Source organism: Ensifer adhaerens, from assembly GCF_002007205.1.
In the GTDB taxonomy this organism is placed as follows: Bacteria; Pseudomonadota; Alphaproteobacteria; order Rhizobiales; family Rhizobiaceae; genus Ensifer; species Ensifer adhaerens_D.
Window position 1 is genome coordinate 1,258,272 of record NZ_LAZS01000005.1, and the last position, 24,202, is coordinate 1,282,473.

Genomic DNA, 24,202 nt, shown 5'->3' on the forward strand with positions numbered 1-24,202 from the left:
ACCGCGCTAGGAGACGCGCCGGTGCAGACTGGAACTAACGACAACAGAAAAAGGTTCTAAAAATGGCAAAAAGAATTCTGACAGCTCTCGTTGGCGCTGCTGTCATGGGGATTGGCACACAGGCGGCTTCGGGCGCTACTCTTGATGACGTCAAGGCCAAGGGCTTTGTTCAGTGCGGCGTGAACACCGGCCTTGCCGGCTTCGCAGCGCCGGACGCTTCGGGCAACTGGAGCGGCTTCGACGTGGACTACTGCAAGGCAATCGCCGCCGCGATCTTCGCGGATGGCAGCAAGGTGAAGTACACGCCGACCTCCGCCAAGGAACGCTTCCCGGCGCTGCAGTCGGGCGAAGTCGACGTACTTGCGCGTAACACCACCTGGACGATCAACCGCGACACCGCGCTCGGCTTCAACTTCCGCCCGGTCAACTACTATGACGGCCAGGGCTTCATGGTTCGCAAGGGCCTGAACGTCAAATCGGCGCTGGAGCTTTCGGGCGCGGCTGTCTGCGTGCAGACGGGCACCACCACCGAACTCAACCTGGCCGACTACTTCAAGTCGAACAACCTGCAGTACAACCCGGTCGTTTTCGAAAAGCTTGAAGAAGTCAACGCCGCCTACGACGCCGGCCGTTGCGACGTCTACACGACCGACCAGTCCGGCCTTTATTCGCTGCGTCTGACGCTGTCGAAGCCGGACGATCACATGATCCTGCCGGAAATCATCTCGAAGGAGCCGCTCGGCCCGGCCGTGCGCCAGGGTGACGACCAGTGGTTCGATATCGTCAGCTGGGTTCACTACGCGCTGATCCAGGCCGAAGATTTCGGTATCACCCAGGCCAACGTCGAAGAAATGAAGAAGTCCGCCAACCCGGACGTTCAGCGCTTCCTCGGCGTCGAAGCTGACAGCAAGATCGGCACTGACCTCGGCCTGACCAACGAATGGGCCGTGAACATCATCAAGGCCGTCGGCAACTACGGCGAAGTCTTCGATCGCAACATCGGCGCTGGCAGCCCGCTCAAGATCGAGCGCGGCCTCAACGCATTGTGGAGCAAGGGCGGCATCCAGTACGCTCCGCCGGTCCGCTAAGTTCATTCCAAGACTGGGGAAGCGGGTCACCGCTTCCCCATCCCAACTATAAAAACACCCAAAGGGTGATAAGGGGAAAGAGGCATTGCATGGCGATTGGCGTCACAACTACGCCTGAGAAAACGAAACCGTCGGGGTCGATCATCAATGACCCGCAGGTCCGCGGGATCTTCTATCAGGTACTCACCCTCGTCGTTCTCGCGGCCTTCGTCTATTGGGTGGCCGACAACACGATCGAGAACCTCAAACGGGCGAATATCGCTTCCGGCTACGATTTCCTGAATGGGCGCGCCGGTTTCGACGTCGGACAGTCGCTGATCGCCTATACCAGCGATTCGACCTATCAGCGCGCGCTCATCGTCGGTCTGCTCAATACGCTGCTGGTGGCTGTCTGCGGCATCTTCACCGCCACTATCATCGGCTTTGCCGTCGGCATCGGCCGCCTGTCGCACAACTGGCTGATCGCCAAGCTGTCGCTCGCCTATGTCGAGATCTTCCGCAACATCCCGCCGCTACTGGTCATCTTCTTCTGGTACAGCGGCGTTCTGGCGATCCTGCCGCAGCCGCGTGAATCGGCCGCCCTGCCGCTCAACATGTTTCTCAACAACCGCGGCCTTGCCTTTCCGAAGCCGATCTTTGGCGACGGTTCGCTGTACACGGTTCTTGCCTTTGTCCTCGCGATCGTCGCCAGCTTCCTCCTGGCACGCTATGCGCGCAAGAAGCAGGAGGCCACCGGACAGCGTTTCCCGGTTCTTTGGACGTCTCTTGGCCTGATCATCGGTCTGCCGTTGTTGGTCTTCCTCGCCACGGGATCGCCGATCACGTTCGACGTCCCCATCGCCGGCAAATTCAACCTCACCGGCGGCTCGGTCATCGGACCGGAGTTCCTGTCGCTGTTCCTGGCGCTCTCGTTCTACACCGCCGCCTTCATCGCCGAGATCGTGCGGGCCGGTATTCGCGGCGTATCCAAGGGCCAGACCGAAGCCGCGCATGCGCTCGGTGTCCGGCCCGGCCTGACGACGCGCCTCGTGGTGGTTCCTCAGGCGCTCCGGATCATCATTCCACCGCTTACCAGCCAGTATCTGAACCTGACCAAAAACTCGTCGCTTGCCGTCGCGATCGGTTACGCGGATCTTGTCGCCGTCGGCGGCACGATCCTCAACCAGACAGGGCAGTCGATCGAGATCGTGACGATCTGGATCGTCGTCTACCTGTCGCTGAGCCTCGCGACGTCGCTGTTCATGAACTGGTTCAATGCCCGCATGGCCCTGGTGGAGAGATAAGATCATGAACACACACCAGGCAACTTTCGTCCGCGCCTCGATGATCGAGGGTTCCCCTCCGCCGATTGCAGAAGGCGGCATCGTCCATTGGCTGCGCGTGAACCTTTTCGCCACGCCGAAGGATACCGTGCTTACGATCATCGGCGCACTTGCGCTCGCGTGGTTCCTGCCGCCGGCGATCCAGTGGCTGTTCCTTGACGCCGCCTGGACCGGCGGAGGCCGTGGTGTCTGCGCCACGGTTGCACAAGGCGGTAGCCAGCCGGAAGGCTGGAGCGGAGCGTGCTGGGCCTTCGTCAATGCGAAGCTCGACCAGTTCGTCTACGGCCGCTATCCGCTCGAGGAACGCTGGAGACCGACGCTGGTCGGCATTCTCTTTATTCTTTTCCTCGTGCCGATGGCGATACCGAAGGTTCCTTACAAGGGCATCAACGCCATCCTGCTTTTCGCCGTTCTGCCGCTCATCTCCTTGATCCTGCTTCCTGGCGGCTGGTTTGGGCTGACATTCGTCGAGACGCCGCTCTGGGGCGGCCTGATGGTGACGCTTATCCTGTCGTTCGTGGGCATCGCCGTATCGTTGCCACTCGGTATTCTCCTGGCACTGGGGCGGCGATCGCACATGCCTGTGATCAAGATGCTCTGCACCGCCTTCATCGAACTGGTGCGCGGCATTCCGCTGATCACGGTGCTGTTCATGGCGAGCGTCATGCTGCCGCTGTTCCTGCCGCAGGGCGTCACCTTCGACAAGTTCCTGCGCGCACTGATCGGCGTGTCGCTCTTTGCCTCCGCCTACATGGCCGAAGTGGTGCGCGGCGGCCTGCAGGCCATTCCAAAGGGGCAGTATGAAGGCGCCGATTCCCTCGGTCTCAGCTTCTGGCAGAAGATGAACCTCATCGTGCTGCCGCAGGCGCTGAAGCTGGTGATCCCCGGCATCGTCAACACCTTCATCGGCCTCTTCAAGGATACGTCGCTGGTTTCGATCATCGGCATGTTCGACCTGCTCGGCATCGTTCGCTTCAACTTTACCGATGCCAACTGGGCCTCGTCGGTGACGCCGATCTCGGGGCTAATTTTCGCCGGCTTCATATTCTGGCTTTTCTGCTTTGGTATGTCGCGCTATTCAGGTTTCATGGAACGCGTGCTCGACACGGCCCATAAACGATAAAATGAGGGGAGGATCGCATGGCAAACGCAGCCACTGCTTCCAAAATGACCGTATCCGCAACGGATGTCGCAGTCGAAATCACTGGAATGAACAAGTGGTACGGGGACTTCCACGTCCTTCGTGACATCAACCTGAAGGTTATGAAAGGCGAGCGTATCGTCATTGCCGGCCCGTCTGGCTCCGGCAAGTCGACGATGATCCGCTGCATCAATCGCCTCGAAGAGCACCAGAAGGGCAAGATCGTCGTCGACGGCATCGAACTCACCAACGACCTCAAGAAGATCGATGAAGTGCGCCGCGAAGTCGGCATGGTATTCCAGCACTTCAACCTCTTCCCGCACCTGACGATCCTCGAAAACTGCACGCTTGCGCCGATCTGGGTGCGCAAGATGCCGAAGAAGCAGGCCGAAGAAATCGCGATGCACTTCCTGAAGCGCGTCAAGATCCCCGAGCAGGCCAACAAGTATCCGGGCCAGCTCTCGGGCGGCCAGCAGCAGCGCGTGGCGATCGCCCGCTCGCTGTGCATGAAGCCGAAGATCCTGCTCTTCGATGAGCCGACCTCGGCGCTCGACCCGGAAATGGTCAAGGAAGTGCTCGACACCATGGTGTCGCTCGCCGAAGAAGGCATGACCATGCTGTGCGTGACCCACGAAATGGGCTTCGCCCGCCAGGTCGCCAACCGCGTGATCTTCATGGACCAGGGCCAGATCGTCGAGCAGAACTCGCCGGCCGAGTTCTTCGACAATCCGCAGCACGAGCGCACCAAGCTGTTCCTCAGCCAGATCCTGCACTAGGATCGGCTGCAGCCTCATGACAAAGCCCGCCTCATCGAGGCGGGCTTTTTGCTGTCGTCTGCCAGGAGCTTCGGTTCATTCCACCCGGTAGGGCAGCGTGCCTATGGACCAGCGTATGCCGCGCCTGTCGAGATCATCCGTCCAGGTCTTCTGCAGCCGCGCGACAACCTCGCCCAAGGTTTCGCGGGCATTCAACTCGACCTTGAGGCCTCGTTCTTTCGGCGCGACCTCGCTCAGATCGACGGCGTCACTGACGACAAGCGCGACGAAGACGCTTTCCCCCTCGCCCGAAGCCTCGAAATCGAAGCCGTAATAGTCGTCCGGCAGCGTCAGCGGCACGTCGGGGGCAAGCGGCGTGATCGTCCGGGCGAATTCGTTCGGAAAAATCTGCGTCGCCTTTCCGCGGGCGCCGACATCGAAAAGCAGAAGGTCGCCGCCGCTTCGGCTGGTGACGGTCAGCTTGAAAACCTCACCGGCCTTCATCGTCGTCGGACGATCGATCGAGAGTTCGACGTCGCCGTTTTCGGTCTTGCCGACGATATCGCTGACGGCGTCGATGGCGTTGGCATCCTGGTAGGCCAGGTGCGCCGCGCTCTCGCTGCTTGCCGGTTGATAGATCCCCTGCCCGCCGCCGCCGGCAGCGGCGCCGTCCGGCGCAACGACGCTGTCGCCCAGCGTTTGCGCCTTGATCTCCAACTGCGGATCGAGATTGCCGCACATGTCCTGCGACGCGCAGTAGGCGCTCGACTGCGCCTTCACGAACTCGAGCAATTCGGCGTTGCTCGTCAGCCCGTTGCCGTTCCCGTCGGCAGAACTATCCATCTGACCGGCAATGAAAGCGGATGTGAATACGCCATGGCGATCCGGCGCGGGAAGCCGCACGTCGTCCCAGACCACCTGATAAGGGGCAGCCGCACTCCAGGCCGTCACACCGGCGTCCACCAGTTGCGGTTTGTCGATGACCGCGAGGTCGATCCTGATGCCACGAGTCAGCGCCTGTTCGACCGGCTTGGCACCCGGGCGCGGCAGGAAGCGTGCCCCTTCGATGCCCGCTGCGCTATCTTCGACACGTAAGTGCGAGACCGCACTGGAATAGCAGGCATCGACTACCATGGTGACTGCCCGCCCGTTCAGGCGCCCGAGCATCCCGTCGACCTCGTCGTCGAGGATCGCCCCTTGCCAATCGGTCCCGCCCTCGGCGATGTCGAACGGCGCCAGAGCTTCGTCGAGTCCGTCCGCCTCGTCGCCATCTGTATCTTTCACCTGCAGGCCGTGGCCGGAGAAATAGAGATAGACTCGATCGCCCGGCTTGGTCCCATCGACGAGCCAGGTGTTCATCGATGCAAGAATCTCCGCCCGCGTCGCCTGTTCATCCTGCAAAACGCGGATGGACGACGCATCGAAACCGAGCCGATCCGTCAGGAGCGCTTGCATTGCCCGAAGATCATTCCGCGGACCGTTCAGCACGAACCTTGCCGGCAGGTTCTCGTAATTGCCGACCCCGATGAGCAAGGCTCGGTCAGCCGCCAGGGCCGGAGCGGCAAGCGCCGTTACACAGACGAGCGCGCCCAGACGCGAAAACCACCTGTTGCCGCGCCCGCTCATTGGCCTTGCCCCCTCGTATACAGCGGCTGGATCGCGATGGTGCTGTCGCTGCCTTCCAACCGGGTTTCCAGCAGCCGCAGCAGCGACGCTCCATCGAGGCTGGAATTGGAGAAGGCAGCGGCGATGGCATCGATCGGCGCGTCGGTCGAAATCACCACGAGGTGATCGGCGCCGAATGGTTTCACCACCTCCAGCCCCTGAAGGCTGAAGGTGTGGCTGCCGCGTCCGGCGATCTGCACGTCGAGCAGCTGCACCTCGCCGGTGTTCGCCAGATTGAAAACCAGCATGTTTGCGTAGCGGCCCTGATCGGCCTCGAATGTCAGCCGATCGCCGGCAAGGTAGATATCCTTGACAGGCTTCAGCGATACCGTTCCGGGGCTTTGCGCCGCCATCGCCTTCAGGAAATCGACGAGGATGAACTTGTCGACGACGCGCTGAACCATGTCCGGTGCAACGTGCTCGCCGGCAACATCGCCGTTCGGCGTATAGAACACACCGGACGCCGCCTCCCACCGGTAGGGCAGACCTTCACCACCGACATTGGCAAGACCAGGCATTTGACCGACGACGCTCAACGGCAACCTGCCCGTCCATCCGAGATGGCGCGGCGACTTCAGTGCAGACTTCCCGCTTGCCGTTTCCGCGCCGGCGACCTTGGCGCTGCGCGGCAGGGGCAGCACGATCTCCTTGTCGGACCGCGGCAGCTGCGGCGTGAAGTTCGGCACCTGCAAGGCTTCCGATTGCAGCTTGACGTTGGAAAACACGTAGTCTTCGAGTTCGACGCGCGAAATCCGGCCATCGCCATCGCGATCGGCGGCGCCCTCAAGGGCACGGGCAAAACTCCAGCTAAGCGCGCCACGCGGCTCGCCGCCGATCACCACCTCCGGCGTCGGTTGGCTTTCGAGCGACGCGGCCAGGATCGTCACCTGCGACAGCTCCGCATCTCTCACCTTGGCGCCGGAAATCGCCTCCTTGGACGGTGGCGGCACCTTGGCGCGGACCATCGGCGCCAGTCGCGTCTTTCCGGAAATGGACCGGTTCATACCGCCGGAATAGCAACTGTCGGAGACGAACAGCACGTGAATGCCTTTAGCCTCGGCTTCGGCAAACCAGGCGCTGAGCTCGTTGTCGACAATGATTTCGCTTGCCGTCTCCTCCGCACGCGCCCGGTCGAAGCCCGGCAGCTCCAGGAATTCGTCAAGCCCGTCCTCCTCGCTGCCGGCGATCAGCTCCGGCATCTGCGCGCCATGGCCGGCATAGGTGAAGAGGATCGTGTCGCCGCGCTCGGCGGCCGCCACAAGTTCCACCCAAGCCTCACGGATCGCATCCTTGGTCGCCTGTTCATTGATGAACTGGCGGATCGGGCCGACGTCGGCTGCCTTCAGCGCCTGCGTGACGTCGAGCGCGTCGCGAACAGCTCCATCGAGGCTTACTTCGTGCGGATAGGAATCGATCCCGACGACCAGCGCCGAGGTCGCGGCGATGGCCGGAGCCACGGGCAAGGCGAACAGAGTTGCCACAAAGACGATCTCGCGCAGCACCGTCATTTTCCCACGTCCACTTCCACCCGGCGATCGAGCTGGTGCAGCATCTCCTCGCTATAGGCGCTCGGATCGTCCGGCTTGAACGGCTCGTCCTCGCCCTTGCCGACCACGGTCCAGGTGCCGGGATAGCCGGCGTCGACGAGATACTGAGCCAGCGCTTTTGCACGGGCGACGGAGAGCGCCATGTTCGCCTCAGCGGTTCCAACCGGATCGGTGTGGCCAATCAGGGTGATCGCGGCCGGCTTCGCCGACTTCAGGCACTCGAACAGGTCCTTGGCCGACTCGAGACCTTCGGGCGTAAACTCGGCCGTGCCGAAGACGTAGCGCACCGGCGTCGCCTTCTTGCGGATCGAAACACCGCGATAGGAGAACTTGCAGGCGCCGCGCGCGGCGAGCTTGACCGGCCTGGTTGCCGCGAGCCGCATTTCCGAAGCCAGGCGGTCCAGCCGCTCGATATAGGCCTTGTCCGGCGCCATCCAATCCGGCGTCAGCTCCTCGTTTGCCGCATCTTCCAGCGCTTGCTGATAGGAGGTGGCAGCCGCGTCGTAATCCTTGCGCTCGCGCTTGATGTCGCCGAGCGCATCGAGGATCTGCCAGGGGCCACCGGCGTCGCGGCTTGCCGCCGTCAGTTCCGCTTCGAAGGTCTCAAGCTTGGCGCCCTGCCCCACGGCCGCTGCGACACGATTGAAGGTCGCGAGTGCTGCGACACGCCGGGTCAACGCGATCTCGGTGGCCGAGCAGCCCTTCATGTTTGCGGGATCTGCCGCCACTTTGATGCCGGCTTCGTCGGCGCGGTTCAGCGCCTCGGAAGCCAGGCGAAGGCCATCGCAGGCCTTGGCCGGCGCGATGAAGACCGCCAGAACCGCCGAAGCGAGGAGAAATGCTCGTAGCTGAACCATCACTCGACCATCAATCCTTGATCTCGAACGTCACCATCTGGACACTGCTGGCACCGGCATCGCCTTGCGCCCGCTTGGCCAGGTTGATCGCCAGTCCCCGTGTCGGCGGCAACCGCGACGTCGCCACATATTCGCGTGCCTTCTCCACCGTCAGCTTCTGGTCGCCGAGCCCGCCGGTCCGACAGAAGGCCAGCATGGTTTCGGCGGGCGCAGGTGTGTCGAAGGTGAGCGTGCCCGTGCCCGGCTGCGGGATCAGGCGCCGCTCGCCCGGCTTAAGCGTGGTGTTGCCGATCATCACATCCGGGATGACCTCGACGTTGCCGTTCTCCTCGACATAGAGGATCTGCAACTCGCAGGCCTGATTGGCCCTGAGTTCAAAGGATAGCTCGTCGCCGACCTTGGCCGTCGTCGATTTCACCTTCAGCGCCAGTTCGAGCTTGGTGCCGGAATCTTTATCCTGCTTGCGATAATCGGGAACCGCGGCCGCGATCGACTGCGGCTTTGCGTCGTCCGGCTCGGCACCGGCCACGATGAGCGCCGCCGTATCGAGCGGGCGGCGTTGGCTGAGCGGCTCCAGCAGTAACGCGTATTGCTGTTCGAGCTCGTTGCGCGGAATGGTTCCCCCCGCTTCCAGCGTCGTTACCCAATCGAGCCCGAGGCGCAGCACATCGCTATTCGTCACCCGCTTGATCGCTTCCGAGAATTGCTTCGGCGTCATGTCGAACTCGGCCGCCAGGGCATCGAAGTCGAGCTCGTCTTCGTATTTGTCGGCAAAGTAGGTGATGATCTCCGCTTCGCCCGGCGCATGCTTGCTCTGGAGGCCACCATCGGGTGTCGGTTCGGTGACGCCGAGCGTCTTCAGCGCGTTGACGAAGCGCTCGCGATCCTTGCGGTAGGTTTCGTCCAGTTCCTCCTGCTTCACATACATGGCGAGCAGCACGTCCTGCTGGTCCTTGCTGAATAGCGTCGATGTCTCGATCTGCTCGCGCAACTGATCGCGCTTCGAAAGGATGCCGTCGGCATGGCAGTCGACGCAGGACCGCGCATTGATGATCTCGACACCCTTGCCGATCGGCCGCTTGCGGAACGACACGATCGTCGTCGGCCCAACATCGAGCTGCTTGCCGGCTGATGTCGAGAGATAATAGCCCTGCAGGCCGTTCGGCAGCGAGAAGATCATCTCGCCGCCGTCGTGCTCGAAAGGCACGAGGCCCGCATCGAGCGGCGCCAGCTCCGTTGGCCCGTGTGGGAATCGCTTCAGCACCTGCTTGCCGACGTCGCCACCGAAATCATAGGACTTCCAGTAGTAGCCACCGAACGGCATGTCGTGCCGCTCGAGCATGCGGTTGTGGTCGGAAACACCGGAGGAGCCGTCGGCGAAACCGGCCCGCAGCACGTTGCGCCGGCGGATGTTTTCGGCAGCGTCGATGTTGAAGCGCTTTTCCAGTTCGCTGATCTCGGTCGGCAGCCGCATCAGACGGTTGTAGATCTCCGGCCGCGCGCCGTTGCTCATGAACCAATCGACGCGCATGATCGGCAGCGTTGTCGCCATTTCCCTGGAAAGGGCGGAAAGCGACGCGTCGCTCTCGGGATCAACGCCATAGAAATAACGCTTGATGAGGAAATCGTAGTCTGCCTCGTCCCACTGCAGTTCGCGCAGATCGACACGCACCAGCAACCCTTTGGTGCCGTCGACCTCCGCCGGCAGCACCAGCTTTGGCCCGTAGGACAGAGAATTCAAAAGCTTCTTGAAGCCGCCGGCGAGAACATCCATGCGCTTCATGAAGGTCTGGTCGTCCTCGCAGCCCATCATGCCGTTGTACTGGTCGCGATAGGAGAAGTAGCGCATGAAGGGACGGTCGAGTGCATTGACGGTCGCAATGTCCTTGAGCGCCGCCTCGACGAACTGGTCATAGGTCAGTATCGGGCGCGAGCGGTCCGGCTTGGCGGCAGCGGTTTGCGGCAGGCTCCTTTCGTTGAGCGAATTGATCCAGTCCTCCAGCACCTTGATTTCTTCGGCAGACGGGCGCTTGCCGAGCGGCATGCGGCCGCTGACGACGGTCGTGTAGAGGCGCGACTTGGCGGCATCCCCGGGCACGACAAAATTGGCGTCGGCTGCGATCGAAGCGAGGTCGCCGGCCGGATAGCTTCCTTGCGAGCTTTCGCCCGGCCCGTGACAGTTGCGGCAGTATCTGCCGATGAAGGCATCGGCCTGCTGCGCCAGCACCGCATTGCCGCCGCCCAGCGCTTCAGTCGCCGTATTCTCCTTGCAGACGGCCGTGACCGACTGCGCCACCGGCGCCGGGGCCTTCACTTCACGATCGGCAAGGAAGGCATAAATGGCGCGGCGATCGTCGTCTGAGAGAACACTCAGCCCCTTGGCGAGCCGCCGCATGACGGGATCGCTGATCGGCGCGCCCGAGAGCTTCTTGCCTTCGTCGATCAGGCCCTTGGTAAAGACCTCGGGCGAAACAAGACCCGCCATCTTCGCCTTGCTGATGTCGGGCGCTACCGCACCGGTTAGGTCTTTTTCGCCCTGGTATGCCCGCTCCAGGTCCAGCCCGTAGGTGGTCGTGCGTGGCGTATGGCAATCGCCGCAGCCGCCGATATTCTCGACCAGATAGCGACCGCGCTCGGCCTGCGTTTCCTCCCGCGGCTGATAGGACGGCACCGTGAAGTGGCTGCGCTTCCAGAGCGTGATCGTCGTCTGCCGGCTGAAGGGGAACGCGATCTCATGCTCCTTCGATGCCGCATCCGTCTGCGGCAGCGTCTCGATATAGGCCTTGATGTCGAGCGCATCCTCCGGCTTCATCCCGCCATAGGAGGTGTAGGGCATGACCGGGTAGAGGTTGTTGCCCTCCCGATCGAGGCCGACCAGAACCGCATTCAGAAACTGCGCATTGGTCCAGCCGCCGATGCCATTGGCGTGCGGCGAAATGTTCGGCGCATAGAAGGTGCCGATCGCCGTGTTCATCTGCATGCCGCCGGACAGCAGTTCCGTATTGTCACCGGATCCGTGACAGGCGCCGCAGCCTGCGGCGTTGAACATGTATTTGCCGTTGTCGACATTGGCCTTGTAGGTGGAGAAGGCATCCTCAGAGAAGGCATCGCGCGCCGAGGCACTAGCGGGACAGAGCAAGACTGTGACTAGCGCCGCGAACGAAACGGCCCAATATCCGCGGCCAAGACCGGACAATGGCGAGACGCCTTCTCGCTTTCTCTGCAGACCGCACATGAAACCTACTCCCTAAAACAATAGAATCGTTACTGAAATCTGCTGCCTTATCGAAACTGAAATCGCTCGAACTCGACCCGTTTCGGTCGCTTGCCAAGATCTTTCAAGCCCTTGACGATCGCTTCCCTGAGGGGTGGCGGGCCGCAAAACCAGAGATCGGCGTCGGCCGGATCGATCGCGCTGCGGCTCACCAGATTGGCCGCATCCAGTCGTCCGTCCACGGAACTGTCGTGCAGGACAAAAGTGAAGTTGCCGAGCCTTCCGGCCTGCCCCTCGAAGGTCTCCAGGCCGATCGCCTCGCGCCGGTCGCGCACGCAATAGACCATGTGGATGTCCTGCCCCTCGTCGCCCTTCAGATGCCGCGCCATCGCCAGGAACGGCGTGACGCCGATGCCGCCGGCAAGCCAGATCTGCTTCTTGCCGCCGCGGCGATGGTTGAAGCGGCCATAACCGCCCTCAAGCTTCAACCGGTCACCGACCGCGATATTGTCCCGAAGCGCCTGGGTGTAATCGCCAAGCGGCTTGATCGCGAAGCGCACGACCCCGTCGGGCTCGATACCCGCGATCGTGAACGGGTGCGGCTCGCGCAGGCCCGGCTTCAGCACGCGCAGAAAACCGAACTGCCCCGGCCTGGCACGCAAGGCACGCCGCAACGGCCGCGCCGCAATCACCGTCGCCCCATCCTCCCGCGCCACATCGAAGACCTCATAGCTGCGCGTGCGCAACCAGGGCAGAAGCTGTGTATAGGCGTAGCTCAGGATGCCAAGGGCCGCGAAGGCGTTGAGGTAGACTGCCAGCAGCGCGGTGCCGTCATAGGGGCGCTTGATGAACATCTGATGGAAGGCGACCATCATGAAGAGCAGACCGATGAAGCGGTGCGTGTAGCGCCAAAGATGGTAGGGAATCTCGATCTTCGTGCGCGGGATGACCTTGACGATGCTGAGAACGAGCAAAGCGACGAAAGCGTAGAAGGCGTATTTTCCGGCGGACGCAGCGAGTTCGTTCAGACCGCTCGTCAGCGCCAGGCCCTTGAAATCGGGCTTCAGGAAATAATGGATGAGGATGAGGACCAGAACCGAGATGCCGATCCTGCGATGAAAATGATAGACGCGATCAAGCCCGCCGAACAGGCCTTCGACGAAGGGCGGACGAGCGGCCATGAACTGAGCAATCGCCATGCCGACGAAGGCGGCCGACGAGGCCATCAGCGAGAACGTCGTCAATGCATTGGTGTGACTGACCGCCGGCACGGCCAGCAGCGCCGCAAATGCCATCAACGACCAGACCAGAAACGCGCCCACTTGCACCTTGCGCCCCTCAACGCCGATGGCTGACGGTTGTTGCCCTTCACCTTCTGCCCGTTGCCTTCGATCTCAGCCGACCAAGGAAACATGCAACCAAGCTCTGTGCCACAACGGCCCTCGCGCCTCTTTCACGCGCGGCCCTTTTGGGAGAGTGGCAAGCACCTCCCTGTTCGTCAACACGATTCCTATCGGAACGGCCGGTGAGGTTCGTTTATTCATGCCTTTGAAATCCGTATTTTTTAAGCATACGCTTATTTTTCCGTCCGCGCCTGCGAGCATCCCCTCATGACCTGCTCTGGTGCGGGGCGCCGCGCGCTTGCCTCACCGCCGAAAATTGTGCAAGTTACTGATATATCAGAACCAAAGGAACGATATGTCATCGCAGTCCCAGGCTCACCTCGCCTATCTCGCGCTCGAACGCCTGATCGTCACGTTGAAGCTCGAGCCCGGCGCCCTGGTCACCGAGCGACAGTTGATCGAACTTGCCGGTCTCGGACGAACACCGGTTCGCGAAGCGATCCAGAAATTGGCCTGGCAAGGCCTCATGGAGATCCGCCCACGGGTCGGCCTGCAAATCACCCGGATCCGGCCGGACGACCAGGTGCATGTCATGCAGACGCGCCAGAAGCTGGAGCCGCTTGCCGCCGCCCTCGTCGCAACGCACGCAAGCGCCGAGGAGCGAAGCGCGATGAAAGCCTGCGGTGCGGAGATGGCCGCCTGTCTTGATGCGGGCGACATGGGGGGCTTTCTCGTCGCCGACAAGGTGTTCGACGAACTGATGGAAGAAGCCTGCCCCAACCGGTTCCTGACCGCAGCACTTGCCCCGCTGCAGACACATGCGCGCCGCATCTGGTTTGCTTCGTCCTCGCCTGAAAAGATGGCCGGATCGGTCCGCCGCCATGTCACGGTGATCGATGCGATCGAGCGGGCCGACGCTGAAGGCGCGTCGGCCGCGATGGCGGACCTGATGAGCTATCTATCAGACGCCTGAAGAAACCTTGCCTGCACGAGAAGAAACAACGGCAAGCGATTGCTTTCAAAGTTGTTTCTTCAACACACTTCAGGCCGTCGGCATCATGCTGCCGGTCTTCAGCCGGCGCACATGCCAGTCGAAAGCCTCTTCCAGAATATGCGGGGTCTGTCCGCCACGGGTGGCGACCGCACGATTGAAGTAATCCGACAAAAGCTCCCGATAGGCCGGGTGGCAGCAGTTTTCGATGATGACGGGTGCGCGCTCCCGCGGCGCCAGGCCGCGCAGATCTGCAAGACCATGCTCGGTCACCAGAATATCGACGTCGTGCTCCGTGTGGTCGACATGGGACACCATCGGCACGACAGACGATATCGCCCCGCCCTTGGCAACCGACTTGGCGACGAAGATCGACAGGAAGGCGTTGCGGGCGAAATCGCCGGAGCCGCCGATACCGTTCATCATGTCGGACCGCCGACATGGGTCGAGTTGACGTTGCCGTAAATATCGAATTCGAGCGCCGTGTTGATGCCGATGACACCGAGGCGCCGAATGATCTCCGGATGATTGCTCACCTCCTGCGGCCGCAGCACCAGCTTGTCCTTGTAGGCGCGGATGTTGCGGAACACGCGATCAGCCCAGGCGCTGGAAAGCGTCATCGACGAGGCCGAGGCAAAGCTCAGCTTGCCGGCCTCGAAAAGCTCAATCGTGCTGTCCTGAAGCACCTCGCTGTACATGCGCAGGTCATGGAACGGGCTGTCGACAAGGCCGCTCAGGACCGAATTGGCGATCACGCCGATGCCCGCCTGCAGCGGGTTCAGCGTCATGTCGAGCCGCCCCTTACGCACCTCTTCCTGCAGGAAACCGATCAGATGGCCGGCGATGGCCGTGGTCTCGACATCCGGTGGCGAGATGCGTGCGGCGCTGTCCTCCTTCTCGGTGACGACGATCGCAACGATCTTCTCGGGATCGACGGGGATATAGGGCGAGCCCGCGCGGCTGTCGCAGGCGACGACCGGGATCGGCGTGCGGCTCGGGCGCTTCGCCGGAATATAGATATCGTGCAGGCCCTCGAGCTCGGGGCTATGGCTGAGATTGAGCTCGACGATCACTTTCTTTGCCAGGATCGCGAAGCTTGCGGAATTGCCGACCGACGTCGACGGCACGATGCCGCCATCCTCGGTGATCGCCACTGCCTCAACCACCGCATAGTCGATCGGGCTGATCTGGCCGGTCCGCAGTTGCTCAACGGTTTCCGAAAGATGCTGGTCGATGAACATCACCTCGCCGCGGTTGATCGCGGCCCTCAGAACCGGATCGGACTGGAACGGTAGGCGCCTGGCAAGGACGCCGGCTTCCGTCAGCGTCTTGTCGATGTCGTGCCCAAGCGAAGCCCCGGTCATCAGCGTGATGCGAAACTTCTCCCGGGCCGCCCGCTCGGCCATGGCAAGCGGCACTGCCTTCGCGTCGCCGGCCTTGGTGAAACCGCTCATGCCGATGGTCATGCCGTCCTTGATCAGCGCAGCCGCGTCTTCCGGCGTGGCGATGCGGTCGCGCAACGGCTTGCAGCGGATCCTGGTTTCCAGGGCGGATTGCGGAACTCGGCTCATCGGGCACTCCCAGCAATGGCCCACGAGGCTCATTCTGGACGGCGCGGGCTTGGTTCGGCGTACGCTTGTTTTCGCATGGCTGCGTGCGCACGCTATGAAGATTTGCGGGAGCACGATAGCTCTTGGAGACGCCGGGCGGTACGCAGAATTGGAAAGGCGGGGCTACCGCATGCGCATAGCTCAGCAGGCGTTCAGCCAGAAATGACGAAGGGCGCACCCAAGGCACGCCCTTCGAACCTCAACTGCACAAAAAACGATCAGCCGACGAAGGCCCGTTCGATCACGAATTCAGCCGGCTTGTTGTTGGCGCCTTCCGTCAGGCCGGCGGCCTCGAGGATTTCCTTGGTGTCCTTCAGCATCGCCGTCGAGCCGCAGATCATGCCGCGATCGACGGCCGGATCGAGCGGCGGCAGGCCGAGATCGGAGAAGAACTTGCCGTTGACCATCAGGTCGGTGATTCGTCCCTTGAAGGCGAAATCCTCGCGGGTCACCGTCGCGTAGTGGCGCAACTTGTCGCCGACGATCTCGTTCAGAAATTCGTGGTTGCGGATTTCCTCGACGAGATCGAAACCGTATTTCAGCTCGGCGACATCGCGGCAGGTGTGGGTGAGGATCACTTCCTCGAATTTCTCATAGGTCTCGGGATCGCGGATCAGGCTGGCGAAGGGCGCAATGCCGGTGCCGGTCGAGAACATGTAGAGCCGGCGGCCGGGAACGAGCGCGTCGAGCACCAGCGTGCCGGTCGGCTTCTTGCGCATCAGCACCTTGTCGCCGGGCTTGATCCCTTGCAGGTGCGAGGTCAGCGGGCCATCCGGCACCTTGATCGAGAAGAACTCGAGTTCTTCGTCCCAGGCGGGGCTGGCGATCGAATAGGCGCGATAGACCGGCTTGTCGCCGACCATCAGGCCGATCATCGCGAATTCGCCCGAGCGGAAGCGGAATTCGGCAGGGCGGGTCATGCGGAAGCGGAAGAGCCGATCCGTATAGTGTTCAACGCTGGTTACCGTCTCGACGTAGACGCCTGCCGGTGCCTGGATCGCGAAATCTTCCGTTTTTGCCGGAGCATTCATCTTAGCTACAAGTCCTGTAAATGATGACCCTGTCTATCAACAATAAGCCGATATTCCAAGCTGCGCCTTGTTGAAAGGAAATCTCTTCCAAATATAGTCGCTTTTGGGGATTTCGGCGTGCTTCACACTGTCGCGGCCAACTCTACCCTATGACACCCGGCGCCAGCTATAGGATTTAGCGTCGGTCGAGGGCTTGGCGGTCGGCTGGTAGTGCACGGCAATGCCCGGCAGGCGTCCTTCTGAAAGACGCTTCAGCGCCGTCGCGTTGCTGACGGCAAAGCTTTCGACACCACAGCGCAGCATCAGCGGGATCTGGTCGATCAGCACGTCGCCGACCGCCCTCACCTCGCCGCTGAAGCCAAGGCGCGAGCGCAGCAGCGACGCATGGCTGAAGGCGCGGCCGTCGTTAAACGCCGGGAACGCGACAGCAACCAGCGCAAGGCGGTCAAGGTGCGGCGCAAGCTTCGTCACGTCGTCGGCCGGCGTGATGACCACGCCGAGACCGGTTTCGTCGCTGTCTGCGACCTTGGCGAGGAAGGCGTCGAGACCGACGATCGCCTTCTCGTTCGAGCCTGCCTTGGTTTCCTCCGTCTCGATGACCCAGGGATCATCGCCCACGAAGCCGGTTTCCTTCCAGATTTTCGTCATGTCCGTTCCTCAGCGCCTCAGGCAGCTTCCTGCGCGCTGCCGTAGAGCGCATCCTTGAAGGGTTGCGGGCCGACGCGGCGATAGGCCTCGAGGAACGTCTCTTGACCGTCGCGGCGCAGTCCCAAGTAGGTGTCGACGATGGTCTCGACGGCGTCGGTCACCTTCTCCGGCTCGAAGCCGCGGCCGATGATCTCGCCGATCGAGGTGTTCTCGTCGCCGGAGCCGCCGAGCGTGATCTGATAGAGTTCCGCACCCTTCTTCTCGACACCGAGCAGGCCAATATGGCCGACATGATGATGACCGCAGGCATTGATGCAGCCGGAGATCTTGATCTTCAGCTCGCCAATCTCGGCCTGGCGCTCGGGCGAGCCGAAGCGGGTCGAAATCTCCTGCGCCACCGGTATGGAGCGCGCATTGGCAAGCGCGCAGTAGTCCAGGCCGGGACAGGCGATGATGTCGGTGATCAGGCCGGCATTGGCGGTCGCGAGACCGGCGGCGACCAGTGCGCGGTAAACCGGCTCAAGATCGGCCAGCGCCACGTGCGGCAGGATCAGGTTCTGTTCGTGGCTGACGCGGATCTCGTCGAAGGCATATTCCTCGGCGATATCGGCAACGGCGTCCATCTGCGCGTCGCTGGCGTCACCCGGAATGCCGCCGATCGGCTTCAGCGAGATCGTCACCATGCCGTAATCCGGATGCTTGTGCGGTTGCACGTTCTGCTGCACCCAGCGGGCAAACTCGCTGTCGGTCTTCTTCCAGCGCGCCAGGCTCTCCCAGCCTTCGGCGCGGTTGTCGAGAGCCGGCGGCGCGAAATAGGTGGAGATCGCCTGGATGTCGGTCTCCGGCAGCTTCAGCTCGGTGTCCTTGAGGGCCGCGAACTCGACTTCGACCTGACGCGACAATTCTTCGGCGCCGGTCTCGTGTACGAGGATCTTGATGCGGGCCTTGTACTTGTTGTCGCGGCGGCCGTGCAGGTTGTACACACGCATGATCGCCGTGGTGTAGGACAGCAGGTCCTCCTCCGGCAGGAAGTCGCGGATTTTCTTGGCGATCATCGGCGTGCGGCCCTGACCACCGCCAACATAGACGGCAAAGCCGAGGCGGCCGTTCTCATCCTTCTTCAGGTGCAGGCCGATATCGTGAACCTGGATCGCGGCGCGGTCGCGCTCGGCGCCGGTGACGGCGATCTTGAACTTGCGCGGCAGGAACGAGAATTCCGGATGCACGCTCGACCATTGCCTGAGGATTTCGGCATAAGGCCTTGGATCGGCTACCTCATCGGCGGCCGCGCCGGCGAAGTGGTCAGCCGTGACGTTGCGAATGCAGTTGCCCGAGGTCTGCAGCGCATGCATCTCGACGCTTGCCAGTTCGTTGAGGATATCCGGCGTGTCGGAAAGGCGCGGCCAGTTGTACTGGATGTTCTGGCGCGTGGTGAAGTGGCCATAGCCGCGGTCATACTTGCGCGCGATATGGGCGAGCATGCGCATCTGGCGGCTCGACAGCGTGCCATAGGGAATGGCGACGCGCAGCATATAGGCATGAAGCTGCAGGTAGACGCCGTTCATCAGGCGAAGCGGCTTGAAGGCGTCTTCGGCGAGCTCACCGCTCAGGCGGCGCTCGACCTGGTCGCGGAACTGTTCGACGCGGGAGGAAACGAAGGCGTGGTCGAATTCATCGTAGCGGTACATGGGGTATCGGTTCCTCAGGCAGCGTGTTTCGGGCCGGAAAGGCCATTGTAGCCGGCAGCATAGGGGATCGAGGGCCCTTCGGCGCGGATGCGTTCGCGCATGCGCAGCGGACGAAGCGTACCGTTGACCTCTTCGACATCGACGACATTCACATCGACGACCTTGTTGTCATCGAACGCCTGTTTGCCCGTGGCTTCAAGCGCCGTCACAGCCTCGGCGTGGCGGGCAATGAACGCATCCTGAAGCGACTCGCCCCAGTTGCCCGCAGCATCCAGCCAGACGGAGATCCCGTCCGAAAGCCGATTTGCCGTCAATACCTTGCTCACCATCGTCTCTTCCTCAATTCAAAATCTGTTCGTTGTGCGCCGGGGCGACTTCAACCGTTCTCTTGCCAGCGCGCGACTTGCCGACAACGAGCGGCTCGGAGCGCTCGAAATTGGCGCCGGCAACGGCGTCGCCGATGATCACCATGACCGGGCCTGAAAGCTCGCTGCGGCTTTCGAGATCCGGCAGGTCCTTCAGCGTGCCGTGCAACAGGCGGCGGTCCGCCCGGCTGGCATTCTCGATGACGGCGACGGTCGTTTCCGCCGGCAGGCCGGCCTCCATCAGGCGGCCGGCAACCGACGCGGCGACCGTGCGCCCCATGTAGACGGCAATCGTGGCACCGGAGACGGCAAGGCGCGCCCAATCGGGCAGGACTTCGCCAGTCAGATCATGCCCTGTCGTGAAGACCAGCGAGGAGGCAACGCCGCGCAGCGTCAGCGGCAGTTCGAAATCGGCCGCAGCGGCGAAGGCGGACGTGATACCGGGGACGATGTCATAGCTGATGCCGGCTTCGCGGAGTGCCGCCATTTCTTCGCCGGCACGGCCGTAGACCAGCGGATCGCCGGACTTCAGACGAACGACGCGCTTGCCTTCGGCAGCGAGCATCACCAGCAGCTGGTTGATCTCACCTTGAGACTTCGTGTGGCAGCCCTTGCGCTTGCCGACAGACAGGCGCTCGGCATCGCGGCGGCCCATATCGACGATCGCCTGCGGCACCAGCGCATCATAAACGATCGCATCAGCCTCCATCATCACGCGCTGGGCGCGCAGCGTCAGCAGGTCTTCGGCACCCGGGCCGGCGCCGACGAGCCAGACATGGCCCCTCGCCTTCTCGGGCGCATCGAGCAGACGCGAAGCCTCACGGCGGGCAGCAGCCAGATCGCCGCCGGCGACCTTGTCTGCCACCGGCCCCTGGAAAAACCGGCGCCAGAACATGCGGCGGGCAACGCCGCGCGGCACCAGGCGATCGACGGCCTCGCGATAGCTCGCGGCAAGCGAAGCAACGACGCCGAGCGAGGGGGACAGCAGCTGATCTATCTGCGCACGGATCATCTGCGCCAGAACGGGTCCTGCCCCTTCGGTCCCGATGGCGACTGCAACGGGGGCACGGTTCACGAGCGCCGGCGTGAAGAAGTCGCAGAAGTCGGGCTGGTCGACGGCATTTGCCGGGATCTTGCGTTCACGCGCTGCAAGGACGATGCGCTGATCCTCGACGGCATTGCCGGTCGCGGCAAAAACGAGAATGGCGCCGTCGAGCTGCTCGGGTGCGAAGGCGGCCGCGACATGTTCGATCCCACGGTCACGAAGGTATTGTGCGAACTCCGCTTCCGGCGCGTCGGCGAAGACGACGATCGACGCTTCGGTGTTCAGCAGCAGCCGCACCTTGGCAAAGGCTTCGTCGCCATTGCCGAAAACCGCCACGCGCTTTTGCGCGACGCGAAAGAATGCGGGGAAAACGGCGAGCTGCTGCGACATGGTCTGACAAACGGTTCCTTCTACAGGCTGCGGCGAATATCCCGCATGCGGCACGACAATTGAAGGAACAGAAATTTCAATGCCTTTCCGGTCCCGTATTGTTTTGCTCGGCGGTGCATCATTTTGAGCAAATATCTCCGAGCCCTGCACAACACCTGCTCTTTCCGCGGCCATTGCGCCGCATGGGGAACCTCCGTTAAATGCGGTCACTGACTTGCCGGAGACCTATGACATGACAAAACCCGAACTCGCCGAACGGCTTTTGACCGTGATCGAGCAGGATATTCTGCCGCTTACCGAAAAGGGTGTCGCCGCCGGCAACAAGGTCTTCGGCGCGGCGATCCTGCGCAAGTCCGACCTGTCGCTGGTGCTCGCCGAAACCAACAACGAGACGGAAAATCCGCTCTGGCACGGCGAAGTGCACACGCTAAAGCGTTTCTACGAGATGGCGGAAAAGCCGGATACGCGCGACCTCGTCTTCCTGTCGACGCACGAGCCCTGCTCCATGTGCCTTTCGGCCATCACCTGGGCCGGTTTCGACAATTTCTATTATTTCTTCAGCCACGAGGATTCCCGCGACTCGTTCGCGATCCCGCACGACCTGAAGATCCTGAAAGAGGTCTTCCTTCTGGAGCCGGGCGGCTACGCCAAGGACAATGCCTTCTGGTACTCGGCCTCGATCGCAGCTCTCTCGAAGGGCGCCGATCCCGAAACTCGTGACCGCCTTGCCGCCCAGGACGCCCGTATCCGCGCCCGCTATCAGGGCCTTTCCGACAGCTATCAGTCGGGCAAGGACGAAAACGCCATTCCACTGAACTGAGATCCATGGAACCTTCACGCGACATAAAGCGCCTGCTCGACATCATGGCGGCGCTCCGCCAGCCAGAGACCGGCTGCCCCTGGGACATCGTCCAGACCTTCGAGACGATCAAGCCCTATACGATCGAGGAAGCCTATGAAGTCGCCGACGCCATCGAGCGTAGCGACATGCACGACCTTTGCGACGAGCTCGGGGACCTGCTGCTGCAGGTGGTCTTCCACTCCCGGATGGCAGAGGAAGCCGGGGACTTTGCCTTTGGCGACGTCGTCGAGGCGGTCACGCGAAAGATGATCCGCCGCCATCCGCATGTCTTTGCCCGATCCGACGCCGACACGCCCGAGGCAGTCAAGCTGCAATGGGATGAGATCAAGCAGGCCGAAAAGGCCGAGCGACAGGAAAAACGCGCCAAGCGCGGTCTTGCTCCCGACGCCGCCGCCAACCATCTCGGCTCGGTGCAGCGCTCGTTTCCGGCCCTGATCGAGGCGCTGAAACTACAGGAACGGGCGGCCAAAGTCGGCTTCGACTGGTCGGAGCCCGAACCTATACTCGACAAGATCGAGGAAGAGATCGGCGAATTGCGCCAGGCGTTGCGCGAAAAGGACCGTGCCAAGGTCAGCGACGAACTGGGTGACCTGATCTTCGCCGTCGTCAATATCGGCCGCCATGTCGGCACCGACCCGGAGATGGCGCTGCGCGGCACCAACACGAAATTCCGTCGACGGTTCGCACATATCGAGCGCGAGCTTGAAGCCGGCGGCGAGACGCTCGACGGAGCGACGCTGGAGCGGATGGAAGAGCTTTGGCAGGCGGCAAAGGCGATCGAGCGGCAGCTCGGCTAACGCCGTCGGGACGCATGTTTACGATACCCCCGCACGCAGCCAGCAAACCGGCTGCGTGTGGATCCGAGCAAGACGCGCAAGCCTGCCGGTTTTCGGCCTACCAGTCTTCCGCGATGGGCTTCGGCCCGTTCCCGAGCCGACGCTCGAGATCGGAGGCCTCGTTTTCGGTGAGCCGAAGATCGAGGCTGACGCGTCCGTCTTCCAGATCCTCGCGGCCATCAACGATGGCGTGCTGATAGATCCAGGGCAGAAGCTGCAACTGGTCGATGGCGAGAACGACGGTGCATTCGGTCAACACGCCGGACAGGCGGCGGCCGATTTCCGCGAGCAGACCATCGACGCCTTCGCCCGATATCGCCGAAACGGCGACCGTGTTTTCCGACGTCGCCGCCTTGCCCTGCAGCGCCTCGCGCGATTCGGCGTCGAGCCGGTCGATCTTGTTCCAGACCTCGATCAGGCGCTCGGAGGCCTCCTTCTCGTCGATGCCGAGATCGGCGAGAATGCGAAGCACGTCGCTTGCCTGCGCCTGGTTGTCCGGATCGGAGAGATCGCGCACATGCAGGATCAGGTCCGCCTCCAGCACCTCTTCGAGCGTCGCGCGGAAGGCGGCGACCAAGTGCGTCGGCAGGTCGGAAATGAAACCGACCGTGTCGGACAGGATCACCATACGGCCATGCGGCAGCTTCAGCCGCCGAAGAGTCGGATCGAGCGTCGCAAACAGCATGTCCTCGGCCAGAACCCCTGCCCCGGTCATGCGATTGAACAGCGTCGACTTGCCGGCGTTGGTGTAGCCGACGAGCGCGACGATCGGGTGCGGCACCTTCTTGCGCTTGGAACGGTGCAATTGCCGGGTGCGGCGCACCTGCTCCAATTCGCGCTCGAGCTTGACGATGCGATCCTGCAGCAAGCGACGGTCCGCTTCGATCTGGGTTTCACCGGGGCCGCCCATGAAGCCGCCACCGCCGCGCTGGCGCTCAAGGTGGGTCCAGCTTCGAACCAGCCGGCCCTTCTGATAGTTGAGATGCGCGAGATCGACCTGCAGCGTGCCTTCCTTGGTGGAGGCGCGGCGGCCGAAGATCTCGAGAATGAGGCCCGTACGGTCAATGACCTTGGCGTTCCATTCCTTTTCAAGATTGCGCTGCTGCACGGGCGTCAGCGGATGGTCGACGATGACGAGGCCGGCATCGAGCTCGACGAGGATATGTCCGATTTCCTCGATCTTGCCGCTGCCGAGCAAGGTACCGGGCTTCGGCTGCGACACCGGAACGATGGCGCCGTGCACGACCTCGAGATCGATCGCCATGGCCAGACCGGTCGCCTCTTCGAGGCGGCTTTCGTCCGAGCGTGTCGTCGTCGTGGCAAGAATCTCTGCGGACTGTCTCCCGGTCTTCTTCAAGACCGGGACGATGACGACCGCGCGCATGTCGTCGCGGAGCTTCTCGAGCTCCGGTATGATCGACGACGATTTTGAATCCCGTTTGGTAATGTGCCTAACGTCCCGTCAGGATGCGGCTTCTTCGTTCTCGAACATCTGCAGCGGCTGGCCGGGCATGATGGTCGAGATCGCGTGCTTGTAGACCAATTGCGAGTGGCCATCGCGACGCAGCAGGACGCAGAAGTTGTCGAACGAGGTCACAACGCCGGTGAGCTTGACGCCGTTGATGAGAAAAATTGTCAAGGAAATCTTTTGCTTGCGGACCGTATTGAGAAAGAGATCCTGCAAGTTTTGAGAACGTTCCGCCATCGCGCCGCTTCTTTCTTATTTGCCGGCGTTTCGCGCCGGTGCATTTTTGTCAAATTCTGCAATCCGAGGTGCCACAAGTACCTTCCCCGACACCCCGTC

The 24,202-nt window shown here is 62.3% G+C and carries 19 protein-coding genes and 1 pseudogene; 7 read left to right on the forward strand and 13 right to left on the reverse strand.

All coding sequences use genetic code 11. The features are described from left to right. Positions 1 to 62: 62 nt before the first annotated feature. From XB14_RS09820 to XB14_RS09835, 4 genes are all read left to right on the forward strand, one after another. A complete protein-coding gene (locus tag XB14_RS09820) occupies positions 63 to 1,088 on the forward strand; it encodes an amino acid ABC transporter substrate-binding protein (protein ID WP_077961394.1) in 1,026 nt (341 codons plus the stop codon). 89 nt (positions 1,089 to 1,177) lie between these two features. Continuing rightward, positions 1,178 to 2,371, forward strand: a complete 1,194-nt coding sequence (locus tag XB14_RS09825) for an amino acid ABC transporter permease (RefSeq protein WP_077961395.1) — start codon at positions 1,178 to 1,180, stop codon at positions 2,369 to 2,371. Between the two features lie 4 nt (positions 2,372 to 2,375). Continuing rightward, a complete protein-coding gene (locus tag XB14_RS09830; protein WP_077961396.1) occupies positions 2,376 to 3,533 on the forward strand; it encodes an amino acid ABC transporter permease in 1,158 nt (385 codons plus the stop codon). Positions 3,534 to 3,550: 17 nt separating this feature from the next. Beyond that, complete coding sequence (locus tag XB14_RS09835; protein ID WP_064816988.1) at positions 3,551 to 4,327, forward strand: amino acid ABC transporter ATP-binding protein; 777 nt, start codon at positions 3,551 to 3,553, stop codon at positions 4,325 to 4,327. 75 nt (positions 4,328 to 4,402) lie between these two features. On the opposite strand, the gene XB14_RS09840 is transcribed toward XB14_RS09835, so the two are convergent. From XB14_RS09840 to XB14_RS09860, 5 genes are all read right to left on the reverse strand, one after another. Beyond that, the gene (locus XB14_RS09840; protein WP_077961397.1) at positions 4,403 to 5,932 is read right to left on the reverse strand and encodes a caspase family protein; all 1,530 of its coding nucleotides are present in this window, start codon (positions 5,930 to 5,932) and stop codon (positions 4,403 to 4,405) included. Beyond that, on the reverse strand, positions 5,929 to 7,479 hold the full coding sequence (locus XB14_RS09845) for a caspase family protein (RefSeq protein ID WP_077961398.1): 1,551 nt from the start codon (positions 7,477 to 7,479) through the stop codon (positions 5,929 to 5,931). Before XB14_RS09845 ends, XB14_RS09840 begins: the two co-directional genes overlap by 4 nt. After that, positions 7,476 to 8,375, reverse strand: coding sequence for an OmpA family protein (locus XB14_RS09850; RefSeq protein WP_077961399.1), 900 nt, complete (start codon positions 8,373 to 8,375; stop codon positions 7,476 to 7,478). Before XB14_RS09850 ends, XB14_RS09845 begins: the two co-directional genes overlap by 4 nt. A 10-nt stretch (positions 8,376 to 8,385) precedes the next feature. Continuing rightward, positions 8,386 to 11,514, reverse strand: a complete 3,129-nt coding sequence (locus XB14_RS09855) for a c-type cytochrome (RefSeq protein WP_179119564.1) — start codon at positions 11,512 to 11,514, stop codon at positions 8,386 to 8,388. Between the two features lie 143 nt (positions 11,515 to 11,657). Next, entirely contained in the window at positions 11,658 to 12,917 is a 1,260-nt protein-coding gene (locus tag XB14_RS09860; protein ID WP_143348314.1) for a ferric reductase-like transmembrane domain-containing protein, read from the reverse strand. A 370-nt stretch (positions 12,918 to 13,287) separates the two neighbouring features. On the opposite strand from XB14_RS09860, the gene XB14_RS09865 reads away from it, so the two are divergent. Further along, complete coding sequence (locus tag XB14_RS09865) at positions 13,288 to 13,905, forward strand: GntR family transcriptional regulator (protein ID WP_077961401.1); 618 nt, start codon at positions 13,288 to 13,290, stop codon at positions 13,903 to 13,905. A 69-nt stretch (positions 13,906 to 13,974) separates the two neighbouring features. Here XB14_RS09865 and XB14_RS09870 read toward each other — a convergent pair. The 6 genes and pseudogenes from XB14_RS09870 to cysG form a co-directional block, all read right to left on the reverse strand. Next, positions 13,975 to 15,494: pseudogene (locus tag XB14_RS09870) on the reverse strand (acetyl-CoA hydrolase/transferase family protein). Positions 15,495 to 15,751: 257 nt separating this feature from the next. Beyond that, positions 15,752 to 16,564: a ferredoxin--NADP reductase gene (locus XB14_RS09875; protein WP_077961402.1), complete on the reverse strand. Its 813-nt coding sequence runs from the start codon at positions 16,562 to 16,564 to the stop codon at positions 15,752 to 15,754. Positions 16,565 to 16,711: 147 nt separating this feature from the next. Continuing rightward, positions 16,712 to 17,212 carry a DUF934 domain-containing protein gene (locus XB14_RS09880; RefSeq protein ID WP_077961403.1) on the reverse strand — a complete coding sequence of 167 codons (501 nt, stop codon included), beginning with the start codon at positions 17,210 to 17,212 and terminating at the stop codon, positions 16,712 to 16,714. 17 nt (positions 17,213 to 17,229) lie between these two features. After that, positions 17,230 to 18,900, reverse strand: a complete 1,671-nt coding sequence (locus tag XB14_RS09885) for a nitrite/sulfite reductase (RefSeq protein WP_077961404.1) — start codon at positions 18,898 to 18,900, stop codon at positions 17,230 to 17,232. A 14-nt stretch (positions 18,901 to 18,914) separates the two neighbouring features. Next, entirely contained in the window at positions 18,915 to 19,229 is a 315-nt protein-coding gene (locus XB14_RS09890; RefSeq protein ID WP_077961405.1) for a DUF2849 domain-containing protein, read from the reverse strand. Positions 19,230 to 19,239: 10 nt separating this feature from the next. Then, complete coding sequence (gene cysG, locus XB14_RS09895) at positions 19,240 to 20,700, reverse strand: siroheme synthase CysG (RefSeq protein ID WP_077961406.1); 1,461 nt, start codon at positions 20,698 to 20,700, stop codon at positions 19,240 to 19,242. A 232-nt stretch (positions 20,701 to 20,932) separates the two neighbouring features. Between cysG and XB14_RS09900 the strand changes: the two genes are divergently transcribed. Both XB14_RS09900 and mazG read left to right on the forward strand, forming a co-directional pair. Next, positions 20,933 to 21,520 carry a deaminase gene (locus XB14_RS09900; RefSeq protein WP_077961407.1) on the forward strand — a complete coding sequence of 196 codons (588 nt, stop codon included), beginning with the start codon at positions 20,933 to 20,935 and terminating at the stop codon, positions 21,518 to 21,520. A 5-nt stretch (positions 21,521 to 21,525) separates the two neighbouring features. Continuing rightward, positions 21,526 to 22,359, forward strand: a complete 834-nt coding sequence (mazG, locus tag XB14_RS09905; protein ID WP_077961408.1) for a nucleoside triphosphate pyrophosphohydrolase — start codon at positions 21,526 to 21,528, stop codon at positions 22,357 to 22,359. A 97-nt stretch (positions 22,360 to 22,456) separates the two neighbouring features. Here mazG and hflX read toward each other — a convergent pair whose 3' ends face one another. Continuing rightward, on the reverse strand, positions 22,457 to 23,782 hold the full coding sequence (gene hflX, locus XB14_RS09910; protein WP_077961409.1) for a GTPase HflX: 1,326 nt from the start codon (positions 23,780 to 23,782) through the stop codon (positions 22,457 to 22,459). Positions 23,783 to 23,860: 78 nt separating this feature from the next. Continuing rightward, on the reverse strand, positions 23,861 to 24,103 hold the full coding sequence (gene hfq / locus XB14_RS09915; RefSeq protein ID WP_003535434.1) for an RNA chaperone Hfq: 243 nt from the start codon (positions 24,101 to 24,103) through the stop codon (positions 23,861 to 23,863). Positions 24,104 to 24,202: the final 99 nt, after the last annotated feature.